This window comes from Vibrio sp. J502 (genome assembly GCF_025397955.1).
Classification (GTDB): Bacteria; Pseudomonadota; Gammaproteobacteria; order Enterobacterales; family Vibrionaceae; genus Vibrio; species Vibrio anguillarum.
This window is the reverse complement of the sequence record NZ_CP104555.1, coordinates 593,181-617,548: the sequence shown is the minus strand read 5'-3', so window position 1 is coordinate 617,548 and position 24,368 is coordinate 593,181. Positions and strand designations below refer to the sequence as shown.

General features: G+C 43.8%; 21 protein-coding genes. 12 read left to right on the top strand and 9 right to left on the bottom strand.

Features of this window, described 5'->3' with window-relative positions:
* Positions 1–42: 42 nt before the first annotated feature.
* Complete coding sequence (locus N5E84_RS18425; protein ID WP_026027464.1) at positions 43–498, top strand: methylglyoxal synthase; 456 nt, start codon at positions 43–45, stop codon at positions 496–498.
* Positions 499–601: 103 nt separating this feature from the next.
* Here N5E84_RS18425 and helD read toward each other — a convergent pair whose 3' ends face one another.
* Positions 602–2,665 (bottom strand): DNA helicase IV, encoded by a 2,064-nt coding sequence (helD, locus tag N5E84_RS18420; RefSeq protein ID WP_029388232.1) that lies wholly within the window; start codon positions 2,663–2,665, stop codon positions 602–604.
* 182 nt (positions 2,666–2,847) lie between these two features.
* Between helD and yccS the strand changes: the two genes are divergently transcribed.
* The 6 genes from yccS (at position 2,848) to N5E84_RS18390 (ending at position 9,618) form a co-directional block, all read left to right on the top strand.
* The gene (yccS, locus tag N5E84_RS18415) at positions 2,848–5,001 is read left to right on the top strand and encodes a YccS family putative transporter (protein ID WP_013867904.1); all 2,154 of its coding nucleotides are present in this window, start codon (positions 2,848–2,850) and stop codon (positions 4,999–5,001) included.
* Between the two features lie 138 nt (positions 5,002–5,139).
* Positions 5,140–5,364: a hypothetical protein gene (locus N5E84_RS18410; RefSeq protein ID WP_013867905.1), complete on the top strand. Its 225-nt coding sequence runs from the start codon at positions 5,140–5,142 to the stop codon at positions 5,362–5,364.
* 67 nt (positions 5,365–5,431) lie between these two features.
* Entirely contained in the window at positions 5,432–5,731 is a 300-nt protein-coding gene (locus N5E84_RS18405) for a hypothetical protein (RefSeq protein ID WP_017047233.1), read from the top strand.
* Positions 5,732–5,818: 87 nt separating this feature from the next.
* Entirely contained in the window at positions 5,819–7,078 is a 1,260-nt protein-coding gene (locus tag N5E84_RS18400) for a hydroxymethylglutaryl-CoA reductase (RefSeq protein ID WP_069212122.1), read from the top strand.
* A 186-nt stretch (positions 7,079–7,264) separates the two neighbouring features.
* On the top strand, positions 7,265–8,809 hold the full coding sequence (gene glpD, locus N5E84_RS18395; protein ID WP_019282224.1) for a glycerol-3-phosphate dehydrogenase: 1,545 nt from the start codon (positions 7,265–7,267) through the stop codon (positions 8,807–8,809).
* A gap of 143 nt (positions 8,810–8,952) precedes the next feature.
* A complete protein-coding gene (locus tag N5E84_RS18390; protein ID WP_019282225.1) occupies positions 8,953–9,618 on the top strand; it encodes a flagellar brake protein in 666 nt (221 codons plus the stop codon).
* Positions 9,619–9,635: 17 nt separating this feature from the next.
* Here N5E84_RS18390 and luxQ read toward each other — a convergent pair whose 3' ends face one another.
* The 6 genes from luxQ to N5E84_RS18360 form a co-directional block, all read right to left on the bottom strand.
* Positions 9,636–12,182: a quorum-sensing autoinducer 2 sensor kinase/phosphatase LuxQ gene (gene luxQ / locus N5E84_RS18385; RefSeq protein WP_069212121.1), complete on the bottom strand. Its 2,547-nt coding sequence runs from the start codon at positions 12,180–12,182 to the stop codon at positions 9,636–9,638.
* 15 nt (positions 12,183–12,197) lie between these two features.
* Positions 12,198–13,301: an autoinducer 2-binding periplasmic protein LuxP gene (locus N5E84_RS18380; RefSeq protein ID WP_069212120.1), complete on the bottom strand. Its 1,104-nt coding sequence runs from the start codon at positions 13,299–13,301 to the stop codon at positions 12,198–12,200.
* A 224-nt stretch (positions 13,302–13,525) separates the two neighbouring features.
* Positions 13,526–14,677 (bottom strand): conjugal transfer protein TraF, encoded by a 1,152-nt coding sequence (locus tag N5E84_RS18375; RefSeq protein WP_019282226.1) that lies wholly within the window; start codon positions 14,675–14,677, stop codon positions 13,526–13,528.
* A gap of 95 nt (positions 14,678–14,772) precedes the next feature.
* A complete protein-coding gene (locus N5E84_RS18370) occupies positions 14,773–15,096 on the bottom strand; it encodes a GIY-YIG nuclease family protein (protein WP_013867913.1) in 324 nt (107 codons plus the stop codon).
* Positions 15,097–15,750, bottom strand: coding sequence for a YceH family protein (locus tag N5E84_RS18365; RefSeq protein ID WP_019282227.1), 654 nt, complete (start codon positions 15,748–15,750; stop codon positions 15,097–15,099).
* Between the two features lie 57 nt (positions 15,751–15,807).
* The gene (locus tag N5E84_RS18360; RefSeq protein WP_026027876.1) at positions 15,808–16,011 is read right to left on the bottom strand and encodes a hypothetical protein; all 204 of its coding nucleotides are present in this window, start codon (positions 16,009–16,011) and stop codon (positions 15,808–15,810) included.
* 190 nt (positions 16,012–16,201) lie between these two features.
* Between N5E84_RS18360 and N5E84_RS18355 the strand changes: the two genes are divergently transcribed.
* Positions 16,202–16,519, top strand: a complete 318-nt coding sequence (locus N5E84_RS18355) for a DUF496 family protein (RefSeq protein ID WP_010319897.1) — start codon at positions 16,202–16,204, stop codon at positions 16,517–16,519.
* Between the two features lie 307 nt (positions 16,520–16,826).
* The gene (locus N5E84_RS18350) at positions 16,827–17,078 is read left to right on the top strand and encodes a YgjV family protein (RefSeq protein WP_010319896.1); all 252 of its coding nucleotides are present in this window, start codon (positions 16,827–16,829) and stop codon (positions 17,076–17,078) included.
* Between the two features lie 149 nt (positions 17,079–17,227).
* Here N5E84_RS18350 and glpK read toward each other — a convergent pair whose 3' ends face one another.
* Together glpK and N5E84_RS18340 are read right to left on the bottom strand one after the other, a co-directional pair.
* Entirely contained in the window at positions 17,228–18,748 is a 1,521-nt protein-coding gene (gene glpK / locus N5E84_RS18345; protein WP_026027462.1) for a glycerol kinase GlpK, read from the bottom strand.
* 52 nt (positions 18,749–18,800) lie between these two features.
* Positions 18,801–19,655, bottom strand: a complete 855-nt coding sequence (locus N5E84_RS18340; RefSeq protein ID WP_069212119.1) for an MIP/aquaporin family protein — start codon at positions 19,653–19,655, stop codon at positions 18,801–18,803.
* A 529-nt stretch (positions 19,656–20,184) separates the two neighbouring features.
* Here N5E84_RS18340 and glpA point away from each other — a divergent pair.
* From glpA to glpC, 3 genes are read left to right on the top strand one after another with little or no spacing between them, the layout of a single operon-like run.
* A complete protein-coding gene (gene glpA / locus N5E84_RS18335; RefSeq protein WP_019282229.1) occupies positions 20,185–21,834 on the top strand; it encodes an anaerobic glycerol-3-phosphate dehydrogenase subunit A in 1,650 nt (549 codons plus the stop codon).
* Positions 21,831–23,144, top strand: a complete 1,314-nt coding sequence (glpB, locus tag N5E84_RS18330; RefSeq protein ID WP_019282230.1) for a glycerol-3-phosphate dehydrogenase subunit GlpB — start codon at positions 21,831–21,833, stop codon at positions 23,142–23,144. The genes glpA and glpB overlap by 4 nt, the downstream gene beginning before the upstream one ends.
* Positions 23,141–24,367, top strand: coding sequence for an anaerobic glycerol-3-phosphate dehydrogenase subunit GlpC (gene glpC, locus N5E84_RS18325; RefSeq protein ID WP_013867920.1), 1,227 nt, complete (start codon positions 23,141–23,143; stop codon positions 24,365–24,367). The genes glpB and glpC overlap by 4 nt, the downstream gene beginning before the upstream one ends.
* Position 24,368 lies beyond the last annotated feature (1 nt).

Here is a 24,368-nt window from a genome sequence, read left to right as displayed (position 1 = left end):
TTCGCTATTTAACATACTGATTTGAATCATAGGGACTCTTCAATGCAAACAACGACTCGGACTATGCCTGCGCATAAGCATGTCGCTCTCGTCGCTCACGACAACTGCAAACCGGAACTACTTCGCTGGGTAAAAGAAAATAAAGAAAAACTACAGCGCCATTTTTTATACGCGACAGGAACCACTGGCAACATGCTCAGCAAAGAGACTGGCCTTGCTATAAAAAGCATGATCAGTGGTCCGATGGGTGGCGACCAACAAATTGGCGCGTTGATTTCTGAAGGTAAAATTGATGTGTTGATCTTCTTCTGGGACCCACTCAATGCCGTACCGCATGATCCCGATGTAAAAGCTCTGCTACGAATTGCCAGCGTTTGGAACATTCCAGTTGCCACAAACCGCGCCAGTGCTAAATTTTTGTTCTCTTCACAGTTGATAGAGCAAGAGGTCGATATCGAGATCCCTGATTACCAAGCTTATCTAGCTGAACGCATGTAACCTATAACCTTTACATACGCACAGAGACACACAGTCAAAATCCAAATCACCACATAAAACAACTTGATCGCCTGCGTGAACGCATCCCCTTCCAAAGGATGCGTTATTTCTGCTTCACCACTGGGTAATCCCCTGATAGCAATTCGCGAACAAAAACCGAGCCACTGCCCGAGTGCGTGATCCACACTTTCTCTTTAGCGCGGGTCATTGCAACGTAGAATAAACGGCGCTCTTCGGCGTAGGGGAAATCATCATTCGATTGGCTCAATGCACTATCGATATGCAGTGCTTTCACTCGAGCCGGAAACTGTCCCTCATCAACACCGAGCACAATCACAAAATCGGCTTCTTTACCTTTACTGGCGTGACAAGTCATAAATTCTATATTGAGTGAGCGGTAATGCTTTTTCCAGTCGTTAAGCCGCTCTGGTTTATGATAATGGTTTCGTCCAAGCAATAGCACAGATTGTGTACCATTCGCTTGGCGATTGAGCTGATCCAAGATCTTTTCAATGTTGTTACTTGGTGCAATAAAAACTGATTTTTGTTTTTGCTGCTTGAAGCTGTTAAGTGTTTTTGGTAACTGATTCGGATTGGCTTGAATAAACTGGTTAGCCACCGCACCCAACTGATCATTAAAACGATAAGTCGTATCCAGATAATGAACCGTCGAGTGTGGGAAGCGTTCACTAAACCCAGTCGTAAGATCAACGTCAGAACCAGCAAATTGATAGATTGACTGCCAATCATCACCCACTGCAAACAAGTTACACGCTCCTGGCTGCTGCTCACATAAAGATTGGATCAACGCCAATCGCTGTGGTGAAATATCTTGGTATTCATCGATCATGATGAATTTCCAATTCGATTTAAATTTGCCCTTTTCAACGTATTCCGTTGCGCGGCTGATCATCATATTAAAATCGATTTGATTTTGCTCTTTGAGCATTTGTAACCAAGCTTGGTAACATGGCCAGCACAAAGAGAGCTCACTGTTCAGCCGTGAATAGTCTGGATGGTCAATCAAACGTTGTTGCAGCTCCTTTTTTCCAAGACCAAGCATAGCCAGTTGCTCAAGCTGCTTTTCCAACCATGCAATCAGCTTGGGGTTTTCAACATGGCTGCCCAGTTCATCATCACCAGCTAAATAAGCAATTGGCCATTTAGATAAATGCTTCTGCCAACGCTTAAAATTGGTCGGCGTCATCCAATGTTTCTTCAACCAATCAATACACCATGCCAACTTTAAGTTACTGTCTAGAGCCACTGGCGAAATGATCGCTTCTCGCCCTTCAACCTCGTTTAAAATTTTCAGCCCTAACTGATGGAAGGTATTAACGCGAACGTGTTCCGCCGCCATGCCGATTTTGCTATCTAATCGCTGTTCCATCTCTTTCGACGCATCGCGACCAAAAGCCACCAGTAGAATTTCGTGGGCCTGTGCAAGGTGACTTTGGAGTAGATACGCAACACGCGCCGTCAAAACGCTGGTTTTGCCCGAACCTGCACCCGCAAGGATGAGGTTGTGATCATCATTGAGTAGCACTGCGTGTTGCTGCGACAAATTAAGTGGAGAACTTTCGACTTGAGAGAATAAGACTTCCCAGTTTTGACGTTCCAATTCAAGCCAGTGTTGATTTCGCTGGGCAAGGGACGCCGAGCGATCCGTAAGCCAAGGCGAGAGCTGAGCAATAGCATCAGGTAGCCGTTGACGTGCTTCGGCTAATTTCATGTCCATCGTCGAAAAATCAGCTTCCACTTGCAAAGCCCAAACATCCAATAAGGAGTGCGGCAAAAAAGAGGGTAAACGCTTCAAGCGATTGAGCTCTTGCTCCCAGCGAGGCAGATACTGACTCAACTGCACACATTGACGATTGTGCCATTGTTGATAAGCCGCTACCGCCGTATGGGCAAACTGTCGGCACTCGGGCCAAGGCAAACCTTGCACCAACCATGATTGTTGAACACCTTCATCTTCATGCGCAAAAAACTGCAATGCTCCCCAAAACAAACCACGCTTAACACGGACTTTACCGTTCCAAACCGTGAACGGGATCCGCTCTTCGCTGACAGCCGAGGAGATAATCAAACGCTGTTGGTCAAGTTCAACTTGGTTATATTCGTCTTGAATGAGAAATTGTGCAGGCTTATTTGCGCTCAGCTGCATGGTTTTATGCTCTTTTATAAGAATGTGAATATGATATACCAATCACAGTGGGCATTGAAAAATTAATGTCAAGATTACTGTTGTTGATTTTGTAATCAAGTAGACGTTTTTCTTTATCTTGATCAGAGTGTTAATCAACGCTTCTGCTACACTATGGTTTTCTTTTTGGATGTTGAAGTATCGTGCCGCTCTCTAGCAAAATTCGCCTTTATTGGGCGAATAAAACTGTCAATTACAGCATTCTCATTTTGATCACTCTATTAGGTGTGGTCATTCCTGCGTGGCACTACAACCTCAATACTTGGATTACGCCACTGATCCTTGGCGTGATTGCCGCAGCACTGGCTGAAAGTGATGATAGTTTCAGTGGACGGTTAAAATCCCTCACTCTGACATTTATCTGCTTTGCTATCGCTGCATTTTCTATCGAACTGCTTTTCCATACCCCGCCACTGTTTGCGATTGGGTTATTCATCTCCTCGTTTGGTTTTATCATTCTTGGCGCAATTGGCCCACGTTATGCCAGCATCGCCTTTGGCTCCTTACTTATCGCCATCTACACCATGTTGGGTGCACACCAAAGCGTGAATTTGTGGTTTCAACCCGTTTTGCTCCTGACGGGTGCCGCTTGGTATTACTTCATGTCGATGATTTGGCATATGTTTTGGCCAATGCAACCAGTACAGCAAAGCTTAGCGAATGTTTTTTTGCAATTGGCCAATTATCTTGAGTCCAAAAGCCATCTCTTCCATCCCGTATCGAACTTAGTCCCTCAGCCATATCGAATTGCTGAAGCCAATTTAAACGCGGCAACGGTTACCGCACTCAATCAATGTAAAGCCACTTTGTTGAGTCGTTCAAAAAGAGGCCATATTGATGGTGCCAGTGACCGATTTCTCAACATCTATTTTATGGCACAAGATATCCATGAACGTGTCAATTCAAGTCATTATCGCTATCAAGAGCTTGCCGAACACTTTGGCCGCTCAGATGTGCTGTTTCGCTTTAAACATTTATTAGAAACACAGGCTAAAGCCTGCCGTGAAATAGCCCAATCGATTCAGTTAGGGCGAAGCTATCAGCACCATTCAGAGTCAATCATGGCTCTGGATGAATTGCAAAGCTCATTAAACTACCTACAAGAACAACAACGCCCTGACTGGCGAATGCTACTAGCGCAATTAGGTTATCTTTTCAATAACTTAGCAACAGTAGAAAAGCAACTCAATAACGTTAACAACCCTGATGCTAACAAGCTCGAAGAGGGTATGTTGTATGATACAGAAGCCCACACTCTTAAAGCCATGTGGTTACGGGTGAAGGCAAATCTGCATAAAGATTCCATGCTATTTCGTCATGCGCTGCGTATGTCTATCGCACTCACTATCGGTTACGGAATCATCCAAGGTTTTGGTATTGAACGAGGCTATTGGATTTTACTCACGACACTGTTTGTTTGTCAGCCAAACTACTCAGCCACTCGGCAAAAACTGACGGCCCGAATCATTGGTACGTTATCGGGGCTGTTTTTAGGCGTGCTGCTATTAACCTTGTTCCCATCGCCAGAAAGCCAATTGGTCTTTATCGTACTATCAGGTGTGATGTTTTTCGCCTTTAGACTAAACAACTACGGCTATGCGACTGGCTTTATTACTCTTTTAGTGCTGTTTTGCTTTAATCAATTGGGTGAAGGTTACGCCGTGGTACTGCCTCGGCTTGCCGATACTCTGATTGGCTGCGCATTGGCCGTCGCAGCGGTAGTGCTGATCCTCCCTGACTGGCAATCAAAACGATTACATAAAGTCATGGCGGATGCGATCGATGCCAATAAAGCCTATTTGGGACAGATTATTGGTCAGTACCGTATCGGTAAAAAAGACAACTTGAGCTATCGCATCTCACGGCGCAATGCCCACAACCAAGACGCAAATTTAACCGCAGCGATCAGTAATATGCTGGCAGAACCGGGTAAATATCGCGCGGCAATCGATGAAAGTTTCCGTTTTCTGACACTGAACCATGCACTGCTCAGCTATATCTCTGCTCTTGGAGCCCATCGGACACGCATCGAAGATGAAGCAACGCACCAACTGGTACTTGAAACTCACCGAGTGATCCACCAACACCTAGAGGTGTTGCACAAACAACTTTATGAACATTGTGATGAATGCGATACCAGCGACATTGACGATGCAGGCTTAGAGAAACGCTTAGCCGAATGGCGTGAAGAAGATGAAAGCTCGGTAAGAATGGTCTTACAACAGCTGCACCTTATTTATCGCATGCTACCTGAGCTTCACTCTCTCGCCAGTAAGTTTGCCGTCCGTGTAAACTAGCAATTGTCGTAATAATGAGAGCGGCTCAATTTCGGGCTGCTCTCACCTTTCTCTTGTTATAACTTGACATTTTTCGGACAAAAAATCGCCACGTCGAGAATAATCTCAGATTAAGTATTTTCTTACAGGTGTAAGGCCATGAAAGGACATCAAACTTACCGCGGTGAGAAGGCAGCGCATTTTTTACTGAGGCATGAGTCGATGACGCATAATCAATTTGAGTCTTTAAAATCACAATTACAGCATTTAACACCTCAACAACTGCGTTTATTACAAGGCGAGATAAAGCACTCTTTGGAAAATGAATCGAATAATTTACTCACTGATGATGAGCTGAATGTGCTTTCGAGCCTCTTTTCCTAGTCACGAATTTCTTCTTGTGCAAAAAGTAAACGGAGCCTAAACTTTAGACATCGACGAGGGTAAGCTTATGTCTATATCTGGTGTTCATTCTGGCTATCAACTGATCAATCAGTCAAATAAAATGGCTGAGGATGCGGCTCGTGAGCTCAATATGGAAAAAGACATCTCTCCTGTTGATAAAGCGGACAAAGCGCTTGCTTTTAATAAAGTTGAGTTTGATAAAGTTGTTGCTAAAGCTGAAGAAAAACCTGAAGAAATTGATAGCCTACTAAAATTGAACCAAGCTACACAATACAGCCGCATTGGCACCAATATTATCCAACGAGATCAAGACATGCTGGGTTCAATATTGGATATCCAAGCCTAACTCTTCACACAACTTGCAACACAAGCAAATATTGTGTTTATGTGCATGGTGAGTACAATGCCCGCAAATTCTTTACCATGATTCGCTATGCCTAAGCTAAACCTGCATCGAAGAGATTATGTTTCTATTTTGGGTGGTGATATATCAGCACAGCAGCTAGAGCAAATACTCCAACCCAAACTCACTTCTCCAACGCTCAAATTAACACCAAGTCCGTATTTAACCGCAAAAAATGTAGAACGCTGTTGGCAAGTACTTAACACGCGAACGAACAAAAGTGCGCTTTTAGATGACTCAACAGAGCAAGATATGCTCAGCTACCACAAAAATATTGAGCATTTTATTGGCACAGTCAAAGTTCCAGTTGGGATCGCAGGGCCATTACGAGTCAACGGACTGTTTGCCAAAGGTGATTATCTCGTCCCGCTAGCTACAACCGAAGCCGCTTTGGTTGCCTCTTATCATCGTGGTGCAAAACTGCTTACTGCGGCAGGAGGTGCAAGCGCCATGTTGTTAAATGAAGGCGTTACTCGCACGCCAGGCTTTGCATTTTATAACTTAATCGAAGCTGGGCAGTTTGTGGCGTGGATAGTGACTCAATATGACCACTTTAAACAAGTTGCAGAAAACACGACAGCACACGGAAAACTGTCAGACATTAATGTCAATATTGAAGGGAACCATGTCTACCTCGTGTTTGAGTTTTTAACCGGCGATGCATCAGGGCAAAACATGGTCACTATTGCCACCAATGCCGTGTTCCAAACCATTCTGGCGAATACTCCTGTGCAGCCTGAATACGCATTCCTTGATGGCAACCTATCGGGTGATAAAAAAGCCACTAGCCAAACACTGCGTAGTGTGAGAGGAAAAAAAGTGACTGCCGAGGTGCATTTATCTGCCGAACTCATCCATAAACATCTGCATACGACGCCACAGTCTATGATGCAATTTGGCCAAATGACGACTGTTGGTGGGGCATTAAGCGGCGCGATAGGCATTAACGCGCATTACGCTAATGCACTCGCTGCTTTGTATATTGCCTGTGGGCAAGACGCCGCTTGCGTTGCTGAATCGGCAATTGGTATGACACGCATGGAAGTGGACAAAAATGGTGGTTTGTACGCCAGTGTAACCTTACCCAATTTAATGTTAGGGACCGTTGGTGGCGGTACAGGGTTACCGAGTCAAAAAGCATGTTTGGATATTCTCGGTCTGCACGGTACTGGTCATTCGCAAGCGTTAGCCGAAGTGGCAGCATCACTCTGTCTGGCTGGTGAACTTTCTATTGTCGGTGCGTTCTGCGCTGGCCATTTTTCACGCGCTCATCGTAAACTCGCTCGTTGAGGTATTACTTTTCACAACCGAAAAGGCGTTACGTGAAGACGTAGCGCCTTTTTTATTGGTTAAGTGAGCATATGCATTAGAAAATAATGATCGAGATCAAAATAAAAAAACAAAAAACTAACTATTTCGACTAAAAAATGGTTTCATACGAACATTACAGAACAAAAAACGAAATAGGTACGCTCAATGAACAACCATTCTGTTTGCAACTCGATTGAAGCCGAAAACAATGTGCTCGACATTATTGTTGTCGGTGGCGGTATCAATGGGGCAGGCATCGCCGTAGATGCTGCTGGCCGCGGGCTGAAAGTTGGCCTGTATGAAGCAAAAGACTTTGCTAGCGCTACCTCTTCTGCGAGCTCAAAATTAATTCATGGTGGGTTGAGATACCTAGAACATTATGAATTTCGTTTAGTCGGTGAGTCATTGGCTGAACGCGAAGTACTGTTGCGCAAAGCGCCTCACATTGCAAAACCAATGCGATTTCGTCTACCACACCGACCTTTTCTAAGACCTGCTTGGATGATTCGTGCCGGACTTTTTCTTTATGACCATTTAGGCAAACGAACCTCACTACCTGCCAGCAAAAAAATAGCCCTTAACGCGGGTGTGGTGACTAAAAATGAGATGAAAATGGGTTTCGAATACTCAGACTGCTGGGTCGATGATGCTCGTTTAGTGATACTGAATGCGATGCAAGCACGTGAACTCGGTTCCGAAGTAAAAAACTATTGCCGCGTTGAATCAGCTCGTCGTGTTGACGAGTTATGGCATGTGACTTTGTTTGATGAAAAAACACAAACTCGTTTTACTCGCCGCAGTCACGCGCTTGTCAACGCAACAGGTCCCTGGGTTAAACAGTTCATTGATGAGCAGATTGAAATTACTTCTCCCTACGGTATCCGGCTTATCAAAGGATCACATATTATCGTGCCGAAAATTCACGATGAAGAGCAGGCGTATATTTTACAAAACGAAGATAAACGGATCGTCTTTGTGATCCCCTATCTTGATCACTATTCAATGATAGGCACCACCGATGTCGAATACCGAGGTGATCCTCGTCAAGTGAAAATTAGCGTCGAAGAAAAACAGTACTTATTGGATGTGGTGAATAAGCACTTTATCCATCAGCTCACATTAGATGATATTGTGGCTGACTTCAGCGGTGTACGCCCGCTTTGTGATGACGAGTCTGACTCACCACAAGCCATTACTCGGGACTATACACTCTCATTGGATCAACAAGCTGATAATGCGCCACTACTTTCTATTTTTGGTGGAAAGTTAACCACTTATCGCAAGTTAGCTGAATCTGCTATGGGTCAATTAAAACCATTTTTTAATCAAATGTCTGACAGTTGGACTGCAAACAAACCACTGCCTGGTGGAGAAGCCTTTTATCCAGCACAGCTCAAACAGCAGCTTGAGCAGCGCTTCCCAGATCTTGATAAAGCGACCATTAACCGCTGGATCACTAATTATGGTAGCCGAGTTTCGGTGATGCTCGATAATGTGCAAAGTAGTGCTGATCTGGGTAAACATTTTGCGTTTGGGCTCTATCAATGCGAAGTCGATTATCTCTTACATTATGAATTTGCTTCTTCATGTGAAGATATCCTATGGCGCAGAAGTAAACTCGGCTTAACATTTAACACTGAACAAATTGATCAGTTAAATGATTATATCGACCAATCATCAACTTGCGAATGTCAACGCATCAGTGCTTAACACAAGATGTAGCCACTAGAATTAAACTTGAGAAAAGCTCTTAGAAACATGATCTTCTGAGAGTTTTTTACTTTTTCTTAGTAGGTGACGTAAAAATCACGGGGTATAGTAAAGCTATATTTCCGTAACGACGATGCCACTCAATGCCAATTCCGAATACTAACAGCGACGATCTCATCAAACTCCTTAAGCCATGCATGAAAATCCTCGTCACTATTGAATTTGGACCTGAGGATTCTTACAGCTTTTCAACGACAATTGTCGGATGCAAACGTGAAAGATATGTACTGATCGATATGCCCGTAAAAGCTCGTGAAGACTTGGTGATGCGAAAAATAGTTAATATCCAAATCATTTTGCGTGGGATTTGTGACACTGAATTAGGTCATATACTCGCGTTCAAAACCTCGATTATTCGTAGTATCTCTAAACCGTTCGGATTACTGTTTATCAAGTTTCCTAAGCACTTTGTGACCAAACCAATCCGTGAGCACGAGCGCTATAAACTCTCTTTGCCAGCCGTTATGCATGAAGGAGAGCATCAATTTAAAGGGAAATTGATCGACTTTTCTATTTCTGGCTGCGCGCTATTTATTCCTGGCTTGCACCATTTAGAAAAAGATATGTTTATTGAGATAAAGTCCACACTCTCCCCACTTCTACCACAAGATCTCGCTTGCCAAATCGTCAGTGTGCGTCAACAAGGTAAAGGAATGTTAGTAGGCGTTAAATTTCTTGAATCAATTGCAATGACAGCTGCATTGAAAAAAGAAATATTAGAACGCGCTTTTATGGCTGGTAGCGTATAAGAATGTTACGCAGTGCTTTATTTCTGCCGTTTTTGGAAGTGACAAAAAGCCTCATGCAATGCTTTCTCTTTGATAGGTTTAACTATCACATACTCTGCACCTGCGGCCATAAATGCTTCGTTAGTCGATTGCATGCCATCAGCTGTACACGCATAAATGGGTACATCCATCATCATCTCGTGTTTGATTAAATGGGTTGTTTCAACCCCTCCTAAGTAAGGCAGTTGGTTATCCATTAAGATAAGATCCACTGGATGATCTTTCACATAATCAATCGCCTGTAGACCATCCTCTACTCTTGTCACTTCCATACCGTATTTTTTGCAAAATGCTTGAGCAATAAAAGCGTTGGTATGATTATCTTCGACTAGCAACACTTTGATTGGTTTTTCAAACATTTCATGTGGCGGCGCGCGCTCATAAGATGGTATATCCTTCCCGCAGTCACTCACGACAACCAGCGGGAGTTCAACAGAAAATGTAGTACCTACTCCAAATTGGCTTTTCACGTTTACGGCACCACCAAGCATCTCAATTAAGCTTTTGACAATCGCAAGCCCCAAACCACTACCGCCGTATTCTCGTGTGGTGTTTGATTCTACTTGAGTAAAAGGCTCAAAAATAAGCGCGAGATCTTGCTCTCTGATGCCGATACCTGTATCACTAATCGAAATAAACAATTGGTGGTTATTCTTTTGCTGGAACTCAATGCTAATCAACCCATTATGGGTAAACTTAGTCGCATTATTTAATAAATTAAACAGAATTTGGTTCAGGCGGACTTGATCGCTATGGATCATCATATCAGGCGGAATATTGCTCTTTAGGCTGAACTCAATCTCTTTTTCCGCACATAATGGCCGATAGATACTTTCCACGGCAGAGATGACCTCAACCAGCTTAAAGTCAGACTCTTGAATTCTAAACTGTCCCTGCTCTATCTTTGAAAAATCAAGGATATCATTCAGCACCGCCAATAAATGTTCACCACTACTGCATAACACATTCACTTGTTCAAGTTGCTCATGGTCACTGATTTCACGCTTAAGTAATTGAGAAACCCCTAAAATTCCATTCAATGGTGTTCTCAGCTCATGGCTCATTTTTGCAAGAAATTCAGCACGAATACGCGCCGACTCTTCCGCTTCTTGTCTTGCGAGTCGGCTCTGTTTGGCCGCCTCAGCGATTGTCGTAATATCTTGTCCTTGAGTGATGATTGACTCAATTCTCTGCTCAAAAATAATGGGCGATAAATTCCAGCGAAAAACCTTGTTGCCAACTTCAACGTTTATCTCTCGGAACGTTTCTTGTTCAACCGCAAGGCGTATCTTTGGCTGCAGTTCTTGCTTTAATGCATCAAGAATGCATTGCTGTTGATCATTGCGACGCATGAAATATTTCTTTGCTGATGGGTTCATTTTGATGATATCACCGTCGATACTCCATACTATGATGGGCGAAAGTGAAAAATTGAACAGATCTTCAAATTGTTTTTCTTGCTCAGATAAACGTTGAAATGTGTGTTCTAGCGTTCTGCCGAAGTGATCAAATTCATAGATTTTAGAACCAGAAAAAAGCTCATAACTCCCAGCTTCTGCAGCTTTGTGGGTGTAATTCATCAAGCTACTGATTTCATTTTTGACACGCTGCTGTAACCACCAACGAGTCAAAATAGAGACTATCACCATCGCAAAAAGGGCAAAAATCATCCAAAAAAAATAATTTTCACGTAATTGCAATACGTTCTCATTGCTCTGCACACTGAGGACGTTAATATAAATTGGTACGCCTTCTATGGTTAACGCGGTACGGCTTACCATGTAATCGGCAAAACTATAGGCGTCAAAATTATCTTCTAAAACATCACGTTCCGTGTAGGTCTCATCACCATTAATTGTTGAGGCTAAGACCTTTTCACCCGTCGTCATCACGAGATTTTCTGAGTTACTCCCTTCACGTAATGTTTCTGCCAGCACGTAATTGTTGTTAAGTACGGTAGCAAGATGCAAAAAACCAATCACCTCTCCGGACTGCGAGTCAATAACGGGAGTACGTCTGACCATTAGGTAGGCATAGCCCAATTGAGAGGGCGATTTGCTCATATGCCAGTTATTACTTAACGCGACTTTACGAGACATGTTTACCAGCTCGTTTTGTTCAATACCATAAAACTGAGCATTGCCATCTTCCCACATCAGGCTGTCAGAATCAGAAATGAAACGAATGTCAGGCGTGTTGGCTACTTCTAGCTGGTCAACTCCAAAAAAGAACTGATCAATGCTGTCATTATCGCCCTTACGAATTGCTTTAACTAAACCTGCATTTTTTGCGCTGCTATCTTGGTTTATCTGCAGTAATGAAAGACGGAAGTTAAAGAGGTTCTGGATGAGACTAGAGGTTTGAGAAGCCGTACGTTGCACTTCTTGAGCAATGATTTTGCTACTGATCTGATAACTTTGAAATAAAACGCTGAGCGTCAATGCGCCAATCACCGCAATCATTGATTTGGTGATCACGGTAGCTATCTTTTGTTTTTTCTTGACGGTGCTTGACCTTAAACTCATTAATGACTCGATATATCAATGGTCAGAGTAACGAAATGCTCGTTTTTTGAGCTTTTCAATATCCGCTGAAGAGACCTCTTTGGTTACCAATTCAAAATCACCAGAGTAAACCGTAGGTACCGGCTTTCCTTCAAGATCCCACTTAATGGCTTCCGCCATAGCAACACCGGCATCATCATTGACACGCATGATAGTCACATCAAGTGTGCTATTTTGCAGCGCGTCCAATTCAGCCTCACCACCGCCCCAGCCGTTTAACGTAATATCTTCTCTATTTTTTTGCTGCTGCAACGCATCCATGGCACCGAGTGCAACATCAGTAGAGCATGCGTAAATAAAATTAATATCTGGTGTTTGTTTAAGAATACGCAAAGTTGCATCAAATGCACTATCTCGTGTCGCTTTTGTATAAAACGAAGAGGCCAAGTGATATTTGCTGTCTCGACTCATTTCTTGGATAAAACTATCACCGCGTGCATCGCTAACATAGCCTTCAGAATAATAGAGTACGGAATAAGCACTATTCTTTGGCGCCGACTTTTTGTAGTAATCCACCAGTTTCATTGTGCCAATTTCATGATCAAACCCCACGTACATAAAAGGCTGGCGATCTCCCCAACTTTTTACTGGCGTAGTGATATTTTGCAGAATAATTTTGGTTTGATTTGAACTTAACAACTGCTCGATAAATTTACGGTGGCGGATGGTATCAAGCGTAAACACCAAGTAATCGGATTTGTTTCTGATCGCTTCCATCAACGATAAACTTTGTTGGCGAATATCGACATTCGGACGAGTGAAGACTTGGTTAATTTGGTATCTAATCCCAAGTTCGTCTAAGCGCATCTCAAAGGCTTTGATATTGCGCGCCCAATAATCGGAAACTTGTTGACCTGGATAAACAACAGAAATATGAATAGGTTTATCTTGCTCTATTGAGAGTACAGCGGGAGGTTGACGCACTGCCTGTATCATCTGGTCGGTAAGAGCCTGTTGCGCAGGATTAAGATCTAAAAACTCTTGATATCGCCAATAGCCATTTAAAACTTGCGCTGCAGCCTGAGTGGAGGCTGCCAAACTGACACTGAATACAAATGAAAGGAGCAGGATTTTTCTCATGGCATTCTCGTTACACTAACTTCTGGATTTAATGACACACAATGGCTGATTTCGCACTCATCATATTCTCGGACTATCCAATGAAGGATCAAACAAGTAGCCCGTATATCATCTTGATTATTAAGTATGTTCCTCATAAATGATAGTGCAAACCACTAAAAAAGCTGACTTGCACTCATAACCGCTCATTTACTAAACAAAAGCATCAGAATGCTTTCCTATACTTAAAAGGTGAAAGCTAAATTTCCAGAAATGCCAAATTGATTATCTCCAGCATAGTTTCCTGCAAGATCGAAACTGACAAGATCTCCGGGGCTGATGCCAATGCCAAACGTCACGGCGTTGTCCAAAGTATCTTCTAAATCGATTTCATAACCCGCACGAAGCTGCGCCCATCCCCAAGCATTACCTTCTAAGCCAAAGCGTAGGTATTGTGTATCATCTTTTTGGTCTTGGAAGCGACTCTGCTTTGTTGTATCTAAATCGATTGCAGCAGTGAAAAACTCAGTGACATATCCACCCGAGATTGTGACTTGCGTATCCAAATCATACGAGCTTAAACCATCAATGGTTTTTAATTCTTGAGCAAAAAGATCCTTTACCGCAACACCCACTCGGAAATCGTTAATTAACCACACAGCCCCTAAATCAAGGTTGAAGGCATTATCGTTCGTTTCGCTTTTGTCATAATCAGCAAGATCGAATTCTTTTACCGAAACATTTTGCTTATAGGTTCTTAATTGTTGAATTTTTGGCGTAATGCCAAATGAAAATTGTTGGCCACGAATGTTGTATATTTTGGCCAGTGCTAGGCCAAATTCTGAGTAACCAAATGCAATCAGATCAACGGTTGAATTTTTATAACGATTCTCAACATCGGCGCCACTATTACCCGTATTTGCCGCAATATCAGAACGCGCAATCACCTCCGCGTGCCCACGCGCAAAAATATTAAGTGAAACTAGATCGAGAGGAATTGCTATCGCCATACCAATGCCCGCCGATGCTGCAAGAGGTTTGTCATCGGCAAGCTGGTCTAAATACTGATTGAGTTTATCAATATCACTTTGATTGGGTGTACCGGAATTTTCAAACGCTTTGATGCTATCTTGCAGGTCATCAATGGATTTTAGGCTTTTGTCTGGGTCTCTAGCCGCACCACCTACCGCAGGGAAAAGCACGCCAAACGTGTCATTATTCCGATACACGGCCACCAAAGCAGGATTATAGAATGGGGCTAGCAGATAATCGGCCGTTGTTACGCCAGTATTCCCCATTCCATTACCACGTGCGTCAGCTATCGTGTTCGCCGCTTGCGCAGAAGCACAAGCCAACAAGAGCAACGAGACCACTGACCATTTGTTGTAACTGTTCATATTGCAACCAACCCTGTTGTTATTATTCCCTAAACAAGGTTAATACAATTTTTTACATTGCACATGAAATTGGCGAATAATGCCGCTGACCAAACCTAATCGTCACCAAAATCATCCATGCCACTAACAGAGAAATGAACATTCTCTTGCCCTGCCACCAACTGTTCTTTTTGCAATTTGGTCAGTTTTTTAATCGCTAGCTCAGTTTTTAAAGCGAGGCTTTTACCGCCTTCTACACGTTGAGACCAAACCAATAATAACGGCCCTTTGCCTCGTAACGCTTTTGCACCCTTCCCTGTTTGGTGTTGTACAAAGCGTCGTTCAACATCCGTTGTAATACCGCAATACAGTGCTTGATGGCGGGTTCGAACCAAATAAACCCACCAGTCCGGGCTATCTTTGTGGGAAACCTTATTCACTTACAGTAAGCTTTCCACCAAAGCGCGTAACTCGGCGACTTCATTTTTTAATGCGTGAACCTCATGTTCAAGCTGATCAATACGAGCAGTCGCCCCACCTTCCGGAGCATGAGCAAAGGTTTGCTCTAAACTTTCAACGTCAACCTCTCCAGAAAAGAGATGTTGATAACGCGACTCTCGCTTACCCGGTTCACGTGGCAGCTTCACCACCAGCGGGCCTGATTCACGGTTGGCTAAAGCGTCTAAAATAGTTTCGACTTCTTTTACATCGGTAAAACTGCATAATCGGTTAGTGCGAGTGCGCAACTCTCCCGGCGTTTGTGGCCCACGCAGCAGCATGCAGCACACCAAACCAAGCTCTTGATTTGACAGCTTTAAATCGCCAAATTCGGTATTGCAGAAACGGTGCTGATATTTGCTCACTCGGCTATTAAAACCACTTTCATCACTCATCAGGTGACGAGCGATCAAGCCCTCAGCGGCATCTTGAACCTCAGCTTCGGTTAATGACAGCACTGGCTCACGGTTACTTTTTTGGTTACATGCGGTGGTCAAGCTGTTGAGCGTTAATGGGTAGTAATCAGGCGTGGTCACTTCTTTTTCAATTAAGCAGCCAATAATTCGTGCTTCTAGGGGAGAGAGCTCAATGTTCATTATAATTTCCTTTTTTCTAAGCGGAGTTTCCTAATCGAGGCCACAATCGATGTTGCATTAGTGTTCTAACAACAGTGAAATTCGGATGATTTTCCCATTGCTATCAATCATCACAATCTTTGCACGGCTTAACTCTAACTCGGTCATCTCCAGCTTCTCACGCTCGCTAATATAAGCTTCACGCAATTTAACACTGTGATGCAGTTCAGCGTTTGCAGGTACATCTTTTCTTTTAGGTACTAAAATTTCTGAAAGTTGCATCTCTAAATACCATAAGATAGCGATTTGAAAGGTACATGATATAGCGCCTATCCGTACCAATACAATCACTCATGACTAGAGTGATTATTTCTTAATCAAGAGTGAGTCAGGATTGATCTAAAGGCTGTTATGAATCAGCTCGATATGATTTAATCAATGGCATTGACATTCAAGTTGGGAAAAGGAACCTATGAGTATCGTATTTGAAATTGTTAACCAAGCTCGCCGTAAAAATAAACTGAAACGTGAACTGCTAGATAACGAGAAAAAAGTTCGTGATAACCGTAAAAGAGTTGAACTGCTTGAAAACTTACTCGATTACATGAAACCGGATATGACCCACGAAGAAGTCATGGCGATCATCAATAACATGAAAGCCGATTACGAAGATCGCGTCGATGATCACATCATCAAAAGCGCAGAAATTTCAAAAGAGCGCCGTGATATTAGCCGTCGTATTCGCGAGCTGACCGATAAAGATAAACAAATGACTCAAGGCAAAAAGTAAAATTGATGCCGACCATCTTCGAAACCCGTCTTAAGACGGGTTTTTTTATGGCCAAAACATTCACAAAGCAAATCAATATTTCTATCAACAAAAAGTGCGATAAATTTTATGTGATAGACATTAAACGTTTGCGTAATCGCTAACCTTCACCGAACCTAGTTTTGAGTCTTTTATCACATATTAGCTATTGTTATATTTATACACAGTAAATCAATTATGACCATTCGAGGCACGGAGCTTCCTCACTTATCTCACGGCGAGAAGATTGGTACCGACATCGTTCGGCATATATTAAGAGGGTCAAATTATGGAAATGAATGTGGTTGAAATTTTAGGCTATGCCGCCTCAATCATGGTGGCAATCTCGCTGACAATGAAAGATATCGTTAAACTGCGTATTCTTAATTTTGTTGGTTGTGCACTGTTTACCGCTTACGGACTAATGATTGACTCATGGCCTGTAGTGCTCACCAACGGCTTTATCGCCTGCGTAAACATATACTTTTTAGCAAAGATGCAGCGAGAAAAAAAAACGGCTGACGCCAAAAACGCTGCATGATAAACCCAAAATAATAAAAATTGACGTGTAAAAAAATGCTCTGCCACGATGACAGAGCATTTTTTATCGATAAATCAGAGAGCAAAAACATAGATAGCCAAGCAAAAAGCCTCTAGCAGGGGGATACATAGAGGCCATAAGGCTAAGTATTACTCTTCGTCATCGTGCATAGTTGCCCAAGCTTGCGCACATTTCACCGCACGTTTCCAACCTTTATAGCGACGATCGCGCTTCTCTTCATCTTGATGAGGAACGAATGTTTTATCGATCACGGCTTTATCAGCAAGCTCATCCAAGCTTCCCCAAAAGCCAACCGCAAGACCAGCTAAATAGGCTGCCCCTAGCGCGGTCACTTCTGTCACTTTAGGACGGTGCACTTCGGTAGCAAGCACATCAGATTGGAATTGCATTAAGAAATTATTGGCTACCGCGCCACCGTCTACACGTAACGCAGACAGTTTAATGCCAGAATCAGCTTGCATTGCATCAAGTACATCACGTGTTTGGTAAGCGACACTTTCCAAGGTCGCTCGAATAATATGGTTCGAATTCACGCCACGGGTTAAACCGACAATCGTACCACGGGCATAAGCATCCCAATATGGCGCGCCTAAACCAGTAAACGCTGGCACAACATAAACGCCGTTGGCCGTATCAACTTTCGTAGCGAAATATTCCGAGTCATGCGCATCGGAAATCAGTTTCAATTCATCACGCAACCATTGAATCGATGCACCGCCCATAAAGACTGCACCTTCAAGTGCATAGTAAGGTTCACCAGCAGGGCCACAAGCCAGAGTTGTTAGCAAGCCATTGTGTGAGGTGACTTTCTCTTTACCTGTGTTCATCAATAAGAAACAGCCAGTGCCGTAAGTATTTTTTGCTTGGCCCGCCTCAACACACATCTGCCCATAAAGTGCAGCTTGCTGGTCACCCGCAATCCCAGCAATAGGAATACGTGTCCCCCCTTTACCACCAATGTTGGTTTGGCCGTAAACTTCGGAAGAGTTCTTCACTTCAGGCATCATAGACAAAGGAATATCAAACTCTTTTAGGATCTTTTCATCCCAATGCAAGTTATTGATATTGAAAAGCATAGTGCGAGATGCATTGGTATAATCAGTAACGTGAACACGGCCTTGTGTCATGTTCCAAACGAGCCACGAGTCAATCGTACCAAACAGCAATTTTCCAGCCTCGGCGTCTTCACGAGCCCCTTCGACATTATCCAAAATCCATTTGATTTTGGTGCCAGAGAAGTAAGGGTCAAGCACTAGGCCTGTATTCTCGCGGATATACTCTTCTAGCCCTGGGCGTGCTTTCAATTCTTCACAAATGGATGCGGTACGTCGACATTGCCATACAATCGCATTGTAGACTGGTTTACCCGTTTCTTTGTTCCACACCACCGTAGTTTCACGTTGGTTGGTAATACCAATCGCCGCAATTTCATCACTGCGAATACCAGCTTTGCCAAGTGCTTCTACTAGCGTCGAACTTTGCGTCGCATAAATTTCCAGTGGATCATGTTCAACCCAGCCAGCTTGAGGGTAGATCTGGGTAAATTCACGCTGAGAAACACTGACAATGTTAGCATCATGATCTAACACTACAGCACGTGAGCTTGTTGTTCCTTGGTCAAGAGCAACAATATATTTCTGCTCAGTCATGGTCTTTTCCTTATCTTTCACGTTAATCGTTTTATGAAGTGTTATCGTTATTTTAGACGTGAGCTTGCTCACTTTCTTCTACGTCATCACACTGGTTTGGAATGGTGCAGCCTACGCCGACAGTAGGTAAGTACGCGCCAATAAATTTAGGGTAAGCCCATGCCCCAAAACAGGCACCAGCAATAGGAGCAATGATAGGTACGATGAAGTATGGGATATCTTTTGCACCTGTTAGTGCGTAGTCCCAGCCAGCTAAGTAGGCAAACAATTTAGGGCCAAAATCACGCGCAGGGTTCATCGCAAAGCCAGTCAATGGGCCAAGTGAACCACCGATAACCGCAATCAGAATACCAATCAGCAATGGGTTCATTGCATTGCGATGTGCGCCGTTATTTTCATCACCTAGTGCCAAAATAGCGAACATTAATACTGCTGTGATGACAAATTCGACCGCCAATGCACCAACAAATGATAATGAAGCATTAGGGTAGGTAGAAAAAATACCCGCTGTGGCTAACGCTTCTTGGCTGCTACGTACAAAATTGTATGCGATTTCATAATCAGTAAAAAGGTTGCTGTACAAGCCGTAAACCAGAGCAGCAGAGCAGAATGCACCGAGCATTTGCGCCGCAATATAGGGAAGTACTTTTGCTTTGTTGAAGCCGTGGAAGGCGGCCAGTGCAATGGTCACCGCCGGATTAATGTGAGCTCCAGAAACACCCGCAGTACAATAGATGGCAATTGCCACACCTAAGCCCCACATGATGCTGATTTCCCACTGACCAAATTGTGCGCCAGTAAGAACTAAGGCAGCAACACAGCCTACACCGAAAAAAATCAGCAATCCGGTGCCGATAAACTCCGCGATACACTCTCCGAGAAGAGTATGTTGTTTTGTTCGAGTCATAGTAAGTGTCCTTGTTTATTTTTTGTGTACACAATGTTTGTGTGTGGCAAATTTTGCACATTTTTCTTCCCACGAAAATTAAAAAACCGCATTTATGAGCGTTCGAACACAATTTTGTTACTTGCAATATCGTTTTTTGTTAATTAACTCATTATTTTGATCTTCTGCTCATTAACGCAGAGCTTAACAAATGATAGGAAACTAAGGGTGTCTCTATAAACAACGACATAATCAAGTGCAATAACGGATAGAGATATGATTTCATACTGCTAAGAGAGGCATGATGATGAAGTCATCGGATCAGCTCGTAAGCGCATTTGTTCTCTAAAATCCACTCCAGTTGTTAAATTAACACAACCTAAATTGTTAAACCGTTCATCATTTTGATATGAAATAACATACAAAGATAAAATTACCGCCAAAATGAAACACAATTTCGCTCATTCGCGCTTTTGTGAGCAACATATCGAACATTTTCTATTGAAAATGCCACACTAAATATAAGTTTTTCATCGAATAAGGTTTCACCATGACCACAACCACACGATTTGAAACCGATGTTGTTATCATTGGTGGCGGAGCAACCGGTACTGGGATCATGCGCGACTGCGCACTGCGCGGCATTGCGTGTATTTTGCTAGAAAAGGATGATATTGCTTCTGGTACCACCGGGCGAAATCACGGTTTATTACACTCAGGGGCACGTTACGCAGTTACCGATCCTGAATCGGCCAAAGAGTGCATCCAAGAGAATCAAATTTTAAAAAATATCGCCAGACATTGTGTAGAGAAAACCGACGGCCTGTTCATTACTCTGCCTGAAGACGATCTTGCTTTTCAGAGCACGTTTATCGACGCGTGCGCTCAAGCTGGGATTACAACCGAGCCGCTTTCTGCCAAAGAAGCACTGCGTTTAGAGCCTCACGTTAACCCAAACCTTGTTGGCGCGGTCAAAGTACCCGATGGCACACTCGATCCTTTTCGTTTATGTGCTTCCAATGTACTAGACGCCAAAGAGCATGGTGCGCGGATCATGAACAAAACCATTGTGACGTCGCTGATCCGCCAAGGTGACACAGTATTAGGCGTACGCTGTTTACAGCTCAGCACTCATCAACAGTATGAGATTTTCGCCAAAGAAGTGATTAACGCAGCTGGAATATGGGGACAAAACATCTGTGAATACGCCGATCTCAACATCAAAATGTTCCCCGCGAAAGGCTCATTGTTGATCCTTGATTATCGTATCAACAACCTTGTGATCAACCGCTGTCGCAAGCCTTCTGATGCCGATATTCTTGTCCCTGGTGATACCATTTCACTGATCGGTACTACCTCTGAACACATTGACTACGACCAAATTGACAACCTGCACGTGACTGAAAAAGAGGTCGATATACTACTGGCCGAAGGCGCGAAACTGGCCCCCATCATGGCGAATACTCGTGTATTACGCGCTTATGCGGGTGTGCGTCCATTGGTCTCTATTAATGATGATGGCAGCGGCCGAAACATCAGTCGCGGCATCGTATTACTTGACCACGAACAACGCGATGGATTGAAAGGCCTCACCACTATTACAGGCGGTAAATTAATGACTTACCGCCTAATGGCAGAATGGGCGACCGATTTAGTCGCTAAAAAACTGGGCAATAATACCCCTTGCGAAACTCATACTCGCGCCCTACCCGGCTCCCACGAAACCCCAAAACAGGTCAAAAAAACCGCCAGCATTGCTAAGCCAGTCTATGAATCGGCTCTTTATCGCCATGGTGAGCGCGCACAAAATTTCTTATCTGATGATGCAAAGAGCCAAGCGGTTATTTGTGAATGTGAAATGGTGACCGCGGGCGAAATTGAATACGCAATTAAACAACTCGATGTAAATAACTTGGTCGATTTACGTCGCCGCACTCGTTTAGGTATGGGGCCATGCCAAGGAGAGCTTTGCAGCTATCGCGCCGCCAGCTTATTTCAAGAATATGGTCACGTTTCGGGAAACCAATCGAGCCAACTGTTGGTTGAGTTTTTAGAAGAGCGCTGGAAAGGCATTAAACCGATTTTCTGGGGAGATGCACTGCGCGAAGCTGAATTCAGTTACTGGATTTATGAAGGCTTGTTCGGAGCCAATGACATTCCAACGCAACACAAGCAAAATGAAAGTGAGGAGACGTTATGATGAAATACGACGTCACAATTATCGGTGGTGGAATTGCAGGTTACAGTGCAGGTCTTCGCTGCTTACAAGCGGGTCTAAAAACTGCACTGATCAGTCAAGGCCAAAGTGCTCTGCATTTTTCATCCGGTTCCATCGATGTTCTGGGTAAACTGCCTAGCGGCGAAGCGGTTGAATCCCCTTTGCTCGCCATGGAAGCATTACGTCAACAAGCCTCGAATCACCCTTACAGTAAAATTGGCGCTGACACTATTTCGCAAGGGTTAATGTGGTTTCAAAAAACGCTGCAGCAGCGCGGCATGCCGCTGACACACCAAGCGGATAATAGTAACCACTATCGCATTACTCCGATGGGGACACTGAAAGCCACTTGGTTATCACAACCTTATGTTTATCAACATAAAACGAATGCTGATTTCAAGCGTATTGTGCTGCTCGCCATCGATGGTTATCGAGATTTTCAACCACACATGCTGCAAGATAACTTACGCGCTCTACCTGCATTTTCGGCTATCCCAAGTGAGATCATCAATATCACGATTCCGGGTTTCGAAGCACTTCGCCATAATCCCAACGAACTGCGATCCATCGATATTGCTCGTTTGCTCAAACAACCACATGCATGGCGCAGTTTTTGTGATCAACTGATCCGTCATGCCACTGTGCAAGATCTAGTGATCCTACCTGCCATCATGGGCAATGGTGATGGGTTAACCTTACTGAACAAACTCAAATTGGAAACCAACTTGCAGTTGCATGAAGTCCCGACCATGCCGCCATCATTAATGGGCATCCGCATTGAAGAGACACTCAGCCGAGCTTTTTTAACCATGGGTGGTACCCATTTAAAAGGCGATAAAGTCATCAGTGGTGAATTTGATGGCAACCGTTTAACCGCCATTCATACTCAAAATCTCAATGATATGCCGATTCAAGCTGACCATTTCGTGATGGCTACAGGGAGCTATTTCAGCCAAGGTTTACAGGCTTCTCATCACGGTATTAGCGAACCCGTGTTCCAATTAGAGACGGAAAGCTGTCATGATCGCGCTCTATGGCGAAACCATGCCTTTTTCTCGGCAAACTCTCACCCTTTCATGACCTTTGGTGTGCTGACCAACACGTCACTGAACCCAACTCATCAAGGTAATATCATTACCAATTTATACTGCTGTGGTTCGATGCTCGCGGGTTATGATCCTGTCTTTGAAGGCAGCGGTGGAGGCGTTGCTATTGCCAGCGCTTACCACGCTACCTCTCAAATTATGGCTCAAACTCAATCTCGACCCGTCATTCAGGAGGTATTAGTATGAGCACCTCTTTTGTTGAAGCCGCACCCAAAAATACCTCTTTTGATCAATGCATCAAATGCACTGTTTGTACCGTTTATTGCCCGGTTGCTAAAGCAAACCCACTCTATCCGGGGCCAAAACAGTGCGGGCCGGATGGCGAACGCTTGAGGATTAAAAGCGCAGAGTATTATGACGACCTACTCAAGCTCTGCACCAACTGCAAACGGTGTGAAACCGCCTGTCCTTCCGGAGTAAAAATTGGCGATATCATTGCTGTGGCGCGTGGCAAACATGGTAAAAAAACGCTGAGTCCAAAGCTGGTGCGTGATTACGTGCTGAGCCATACCGATCTTTTTGGCACGATCGCCACACCATTTGCACCGATTGTGAACGCTGCTACGGCTATGCCGATGGTAAAAAAACTGATGCACAAGACCATTGGTGTGCACGATCATAAATCACTTCCCAAATATTCACACGGCACGTTTCGTCGTTGGTTTAAGCAGAACTGCACACGCCAACCCCTGTATAACCGGCAAGTGACCTATTTCCACGGCTGCTACGTTAACTATAACCACCCGCAGTTAGGTAAAGATTTTGTCTCTGTGATGAATGCGATGAATATCGGCGTACGGTTACTGGATAACGAGAAATGCTGTGGTGTACCGCTGATTGCCAATGGTTTTCACGATAAAGCACGTAAAAATGCGCTATTGAATGTGAAAAATATCGAAGCCGCGGTAGTTGATCGTCAAACGACGCTCCTCTCCACCTCATCAACGTGTTCGTTTACCTTACAACAAGAATACCCTCATGTTTTAGGGGTTGATAATAGTAAGGTGGTCAAACAAATCGAGTACGTCACACGCTTTCTACTCAAAGAGTTCATGAGCGGTAATGCGCCTAAAATGAAACCCGTTAACTTGAAAGTGGTTTACCACACCCCTTGCCACCTTGAACGCAGCGGTAATGTCATTTTTACCATTGAATTATTAAAAATGATCCCAGGATTGGAGTTAGTGGTCTTAGACAGCGAATGCTGCGGCTTAGCGGGAACCTACGGTTTTAAAGAAGAGAACTATGACGTTTCAATGAAAATTGGCGCGCACCTGTTTGATGCAATCAAAACATCGCAAGCTGACTATGCGATTACCGATTGTGAAACCTGTAAATGGCAAATTGAAGAAAATACCGCGTTAGAAACCATTCATCCAATTAGCCTGCTCGCCATGGCGATTGCCTAGT

What these genes read in the sequence shown, in the direction of transcription:
- N5E84_RS18405 (WP_017047233.1), top strand. Translation starts at nt 5,432, where the DNA reads ATGTCTATATCTGGTGTTCATTCTGGCTATCAACTGATCAATCAGTCA.
- glpB (WP_019282230.1), top strand. Translation starts at nt 21,831, where the DNA reads ATGATGAAATACGACGTCACAATTATCGGTGGTGGAATTGCAGGTTAC.
- N5E84_RS18390 (WP_019282225.1), top strand. Translation starts at nt 8,953, where the DNA reads ATGCCAATTCCGAATACTAACAGCGACGATCTCATCAAACTCCTTAAG.
- N5E84_RS18400 (WP_069212122.1), top strand. Translation starts at nt 5,819, where the DNA reads ATGCCTAAGCTAAACCTGCATCGAAGAGATTATGTTTCTATTTTGGGT.
- glpK (WP_026027462.1), bottom strand. Translation starts at nt 18,748, where the DNA reads ATGACTGAGCAGAAATATATTGTTGCTCTTGACCAAGGAACAACAAGC.
- N5E84_RS18380 (WP_069212120.1), bottom strand. Translation starts at nt 13,301, where the DNA reads ATGAGAAAAATCCTGCTCCTTTCATTTGTATTCAGTGTCAGTTTGGCA.
- N5E84_RS18425 (WP_026027464.1), top strand. Translation starts at nt 43, where the DNA reads ATGCAAACAACGACTCGGACTATGCCTGCGCATAAGCATGTCGCTCTC.
- N5E84_RS18355 (WP_010319897.1), top strand. Translation starts at nt 16,202, where the DNA reads ATGAGTATCGTATTTGAAATTGTTAACCAAGCTCGCCGTAAAAATAAA.
- N5E84_RS18410 (WP_013867905.1), top strand. Translation starts at nt 5,140, where the DNA reads ATGAAAGGACATCAAACTTACCGCGGTGAGAAGGCAGCGCATTTTTTA.
- luxQ (WP_069212121.1), bottom strand. Translation starts at nt 12,182, where the DNA reads ATGAGTTTAAGGTCAAGCACCGTCAAGAAAAAACAAAAGATAGCTACC.
- glpC (WP_013867920.1), top strand. Translation starts at nt 23,141, where the DNA reads ATGAGCACCTCTTTTGTTGAAGCCGCACCCAAAAATACCTCTTTTGAT.
- N5E84_RS18350 (WP_010319896.1), top strand. Translation starts at nt 16,827, where the DNA reads ATGGAAATGAATGTGGTTGAAATTTTAGGCTATGCCGCCTCAATCATG.
- glpA (WP_019282229.1), top strand. Translation starts at nt 20,185, where the DNA reads ATGACCACAACCACACGATTTGAAACCGATGTTGTTATCATTGGTGGC.
- N5E84_RS18340 (WP_069212119.1), bottom strand. Translation starts at nt 19,655, where the DNA reads ATGACTCGAACAAAACAACATACTCTTCTCGGAGAGTGTATCGCGGAG.
- N5E84_RS18365 (WP_019282227.1), bottom strand. Translation starts at nt 15,750, where the DNA reads ATGAACATTGAGCTCTCTCCCCTAGAAGCACGAATTATTGGCTGCTTA.
- N5E84_RS18360 (WP_026027876.1), bottom strand. Translation starts at nt 16,011, where the DNA reads ATGCAACTTTCAGAAATTTTAGTACCTAAAAGAAAAGATGTACCTGCA.
- glpD (WP_019282224.1), top strand. Translation starts at nt 7,265, where the DNA reads ATGAACAACCATTCTGTTTGCAACTCGATTGAAGCCGAAAACAATGTG.
- helD (WP_029388232.1), bottom strand. Translation starts at nt 2,665, where the DNA reads ATGCAGCTGAGCGCAAATAAGCCTGCACAATTTCTCATTCAAGACGAA.
- N5E84_RS18375 (WP_019282226.1), bottom strand. Translation starts at nt 14,677, where the DNA reads ATGAACAGTTACAACAAATGGTCAGTGGTCTCGTTGCTCTTGTTGGCT.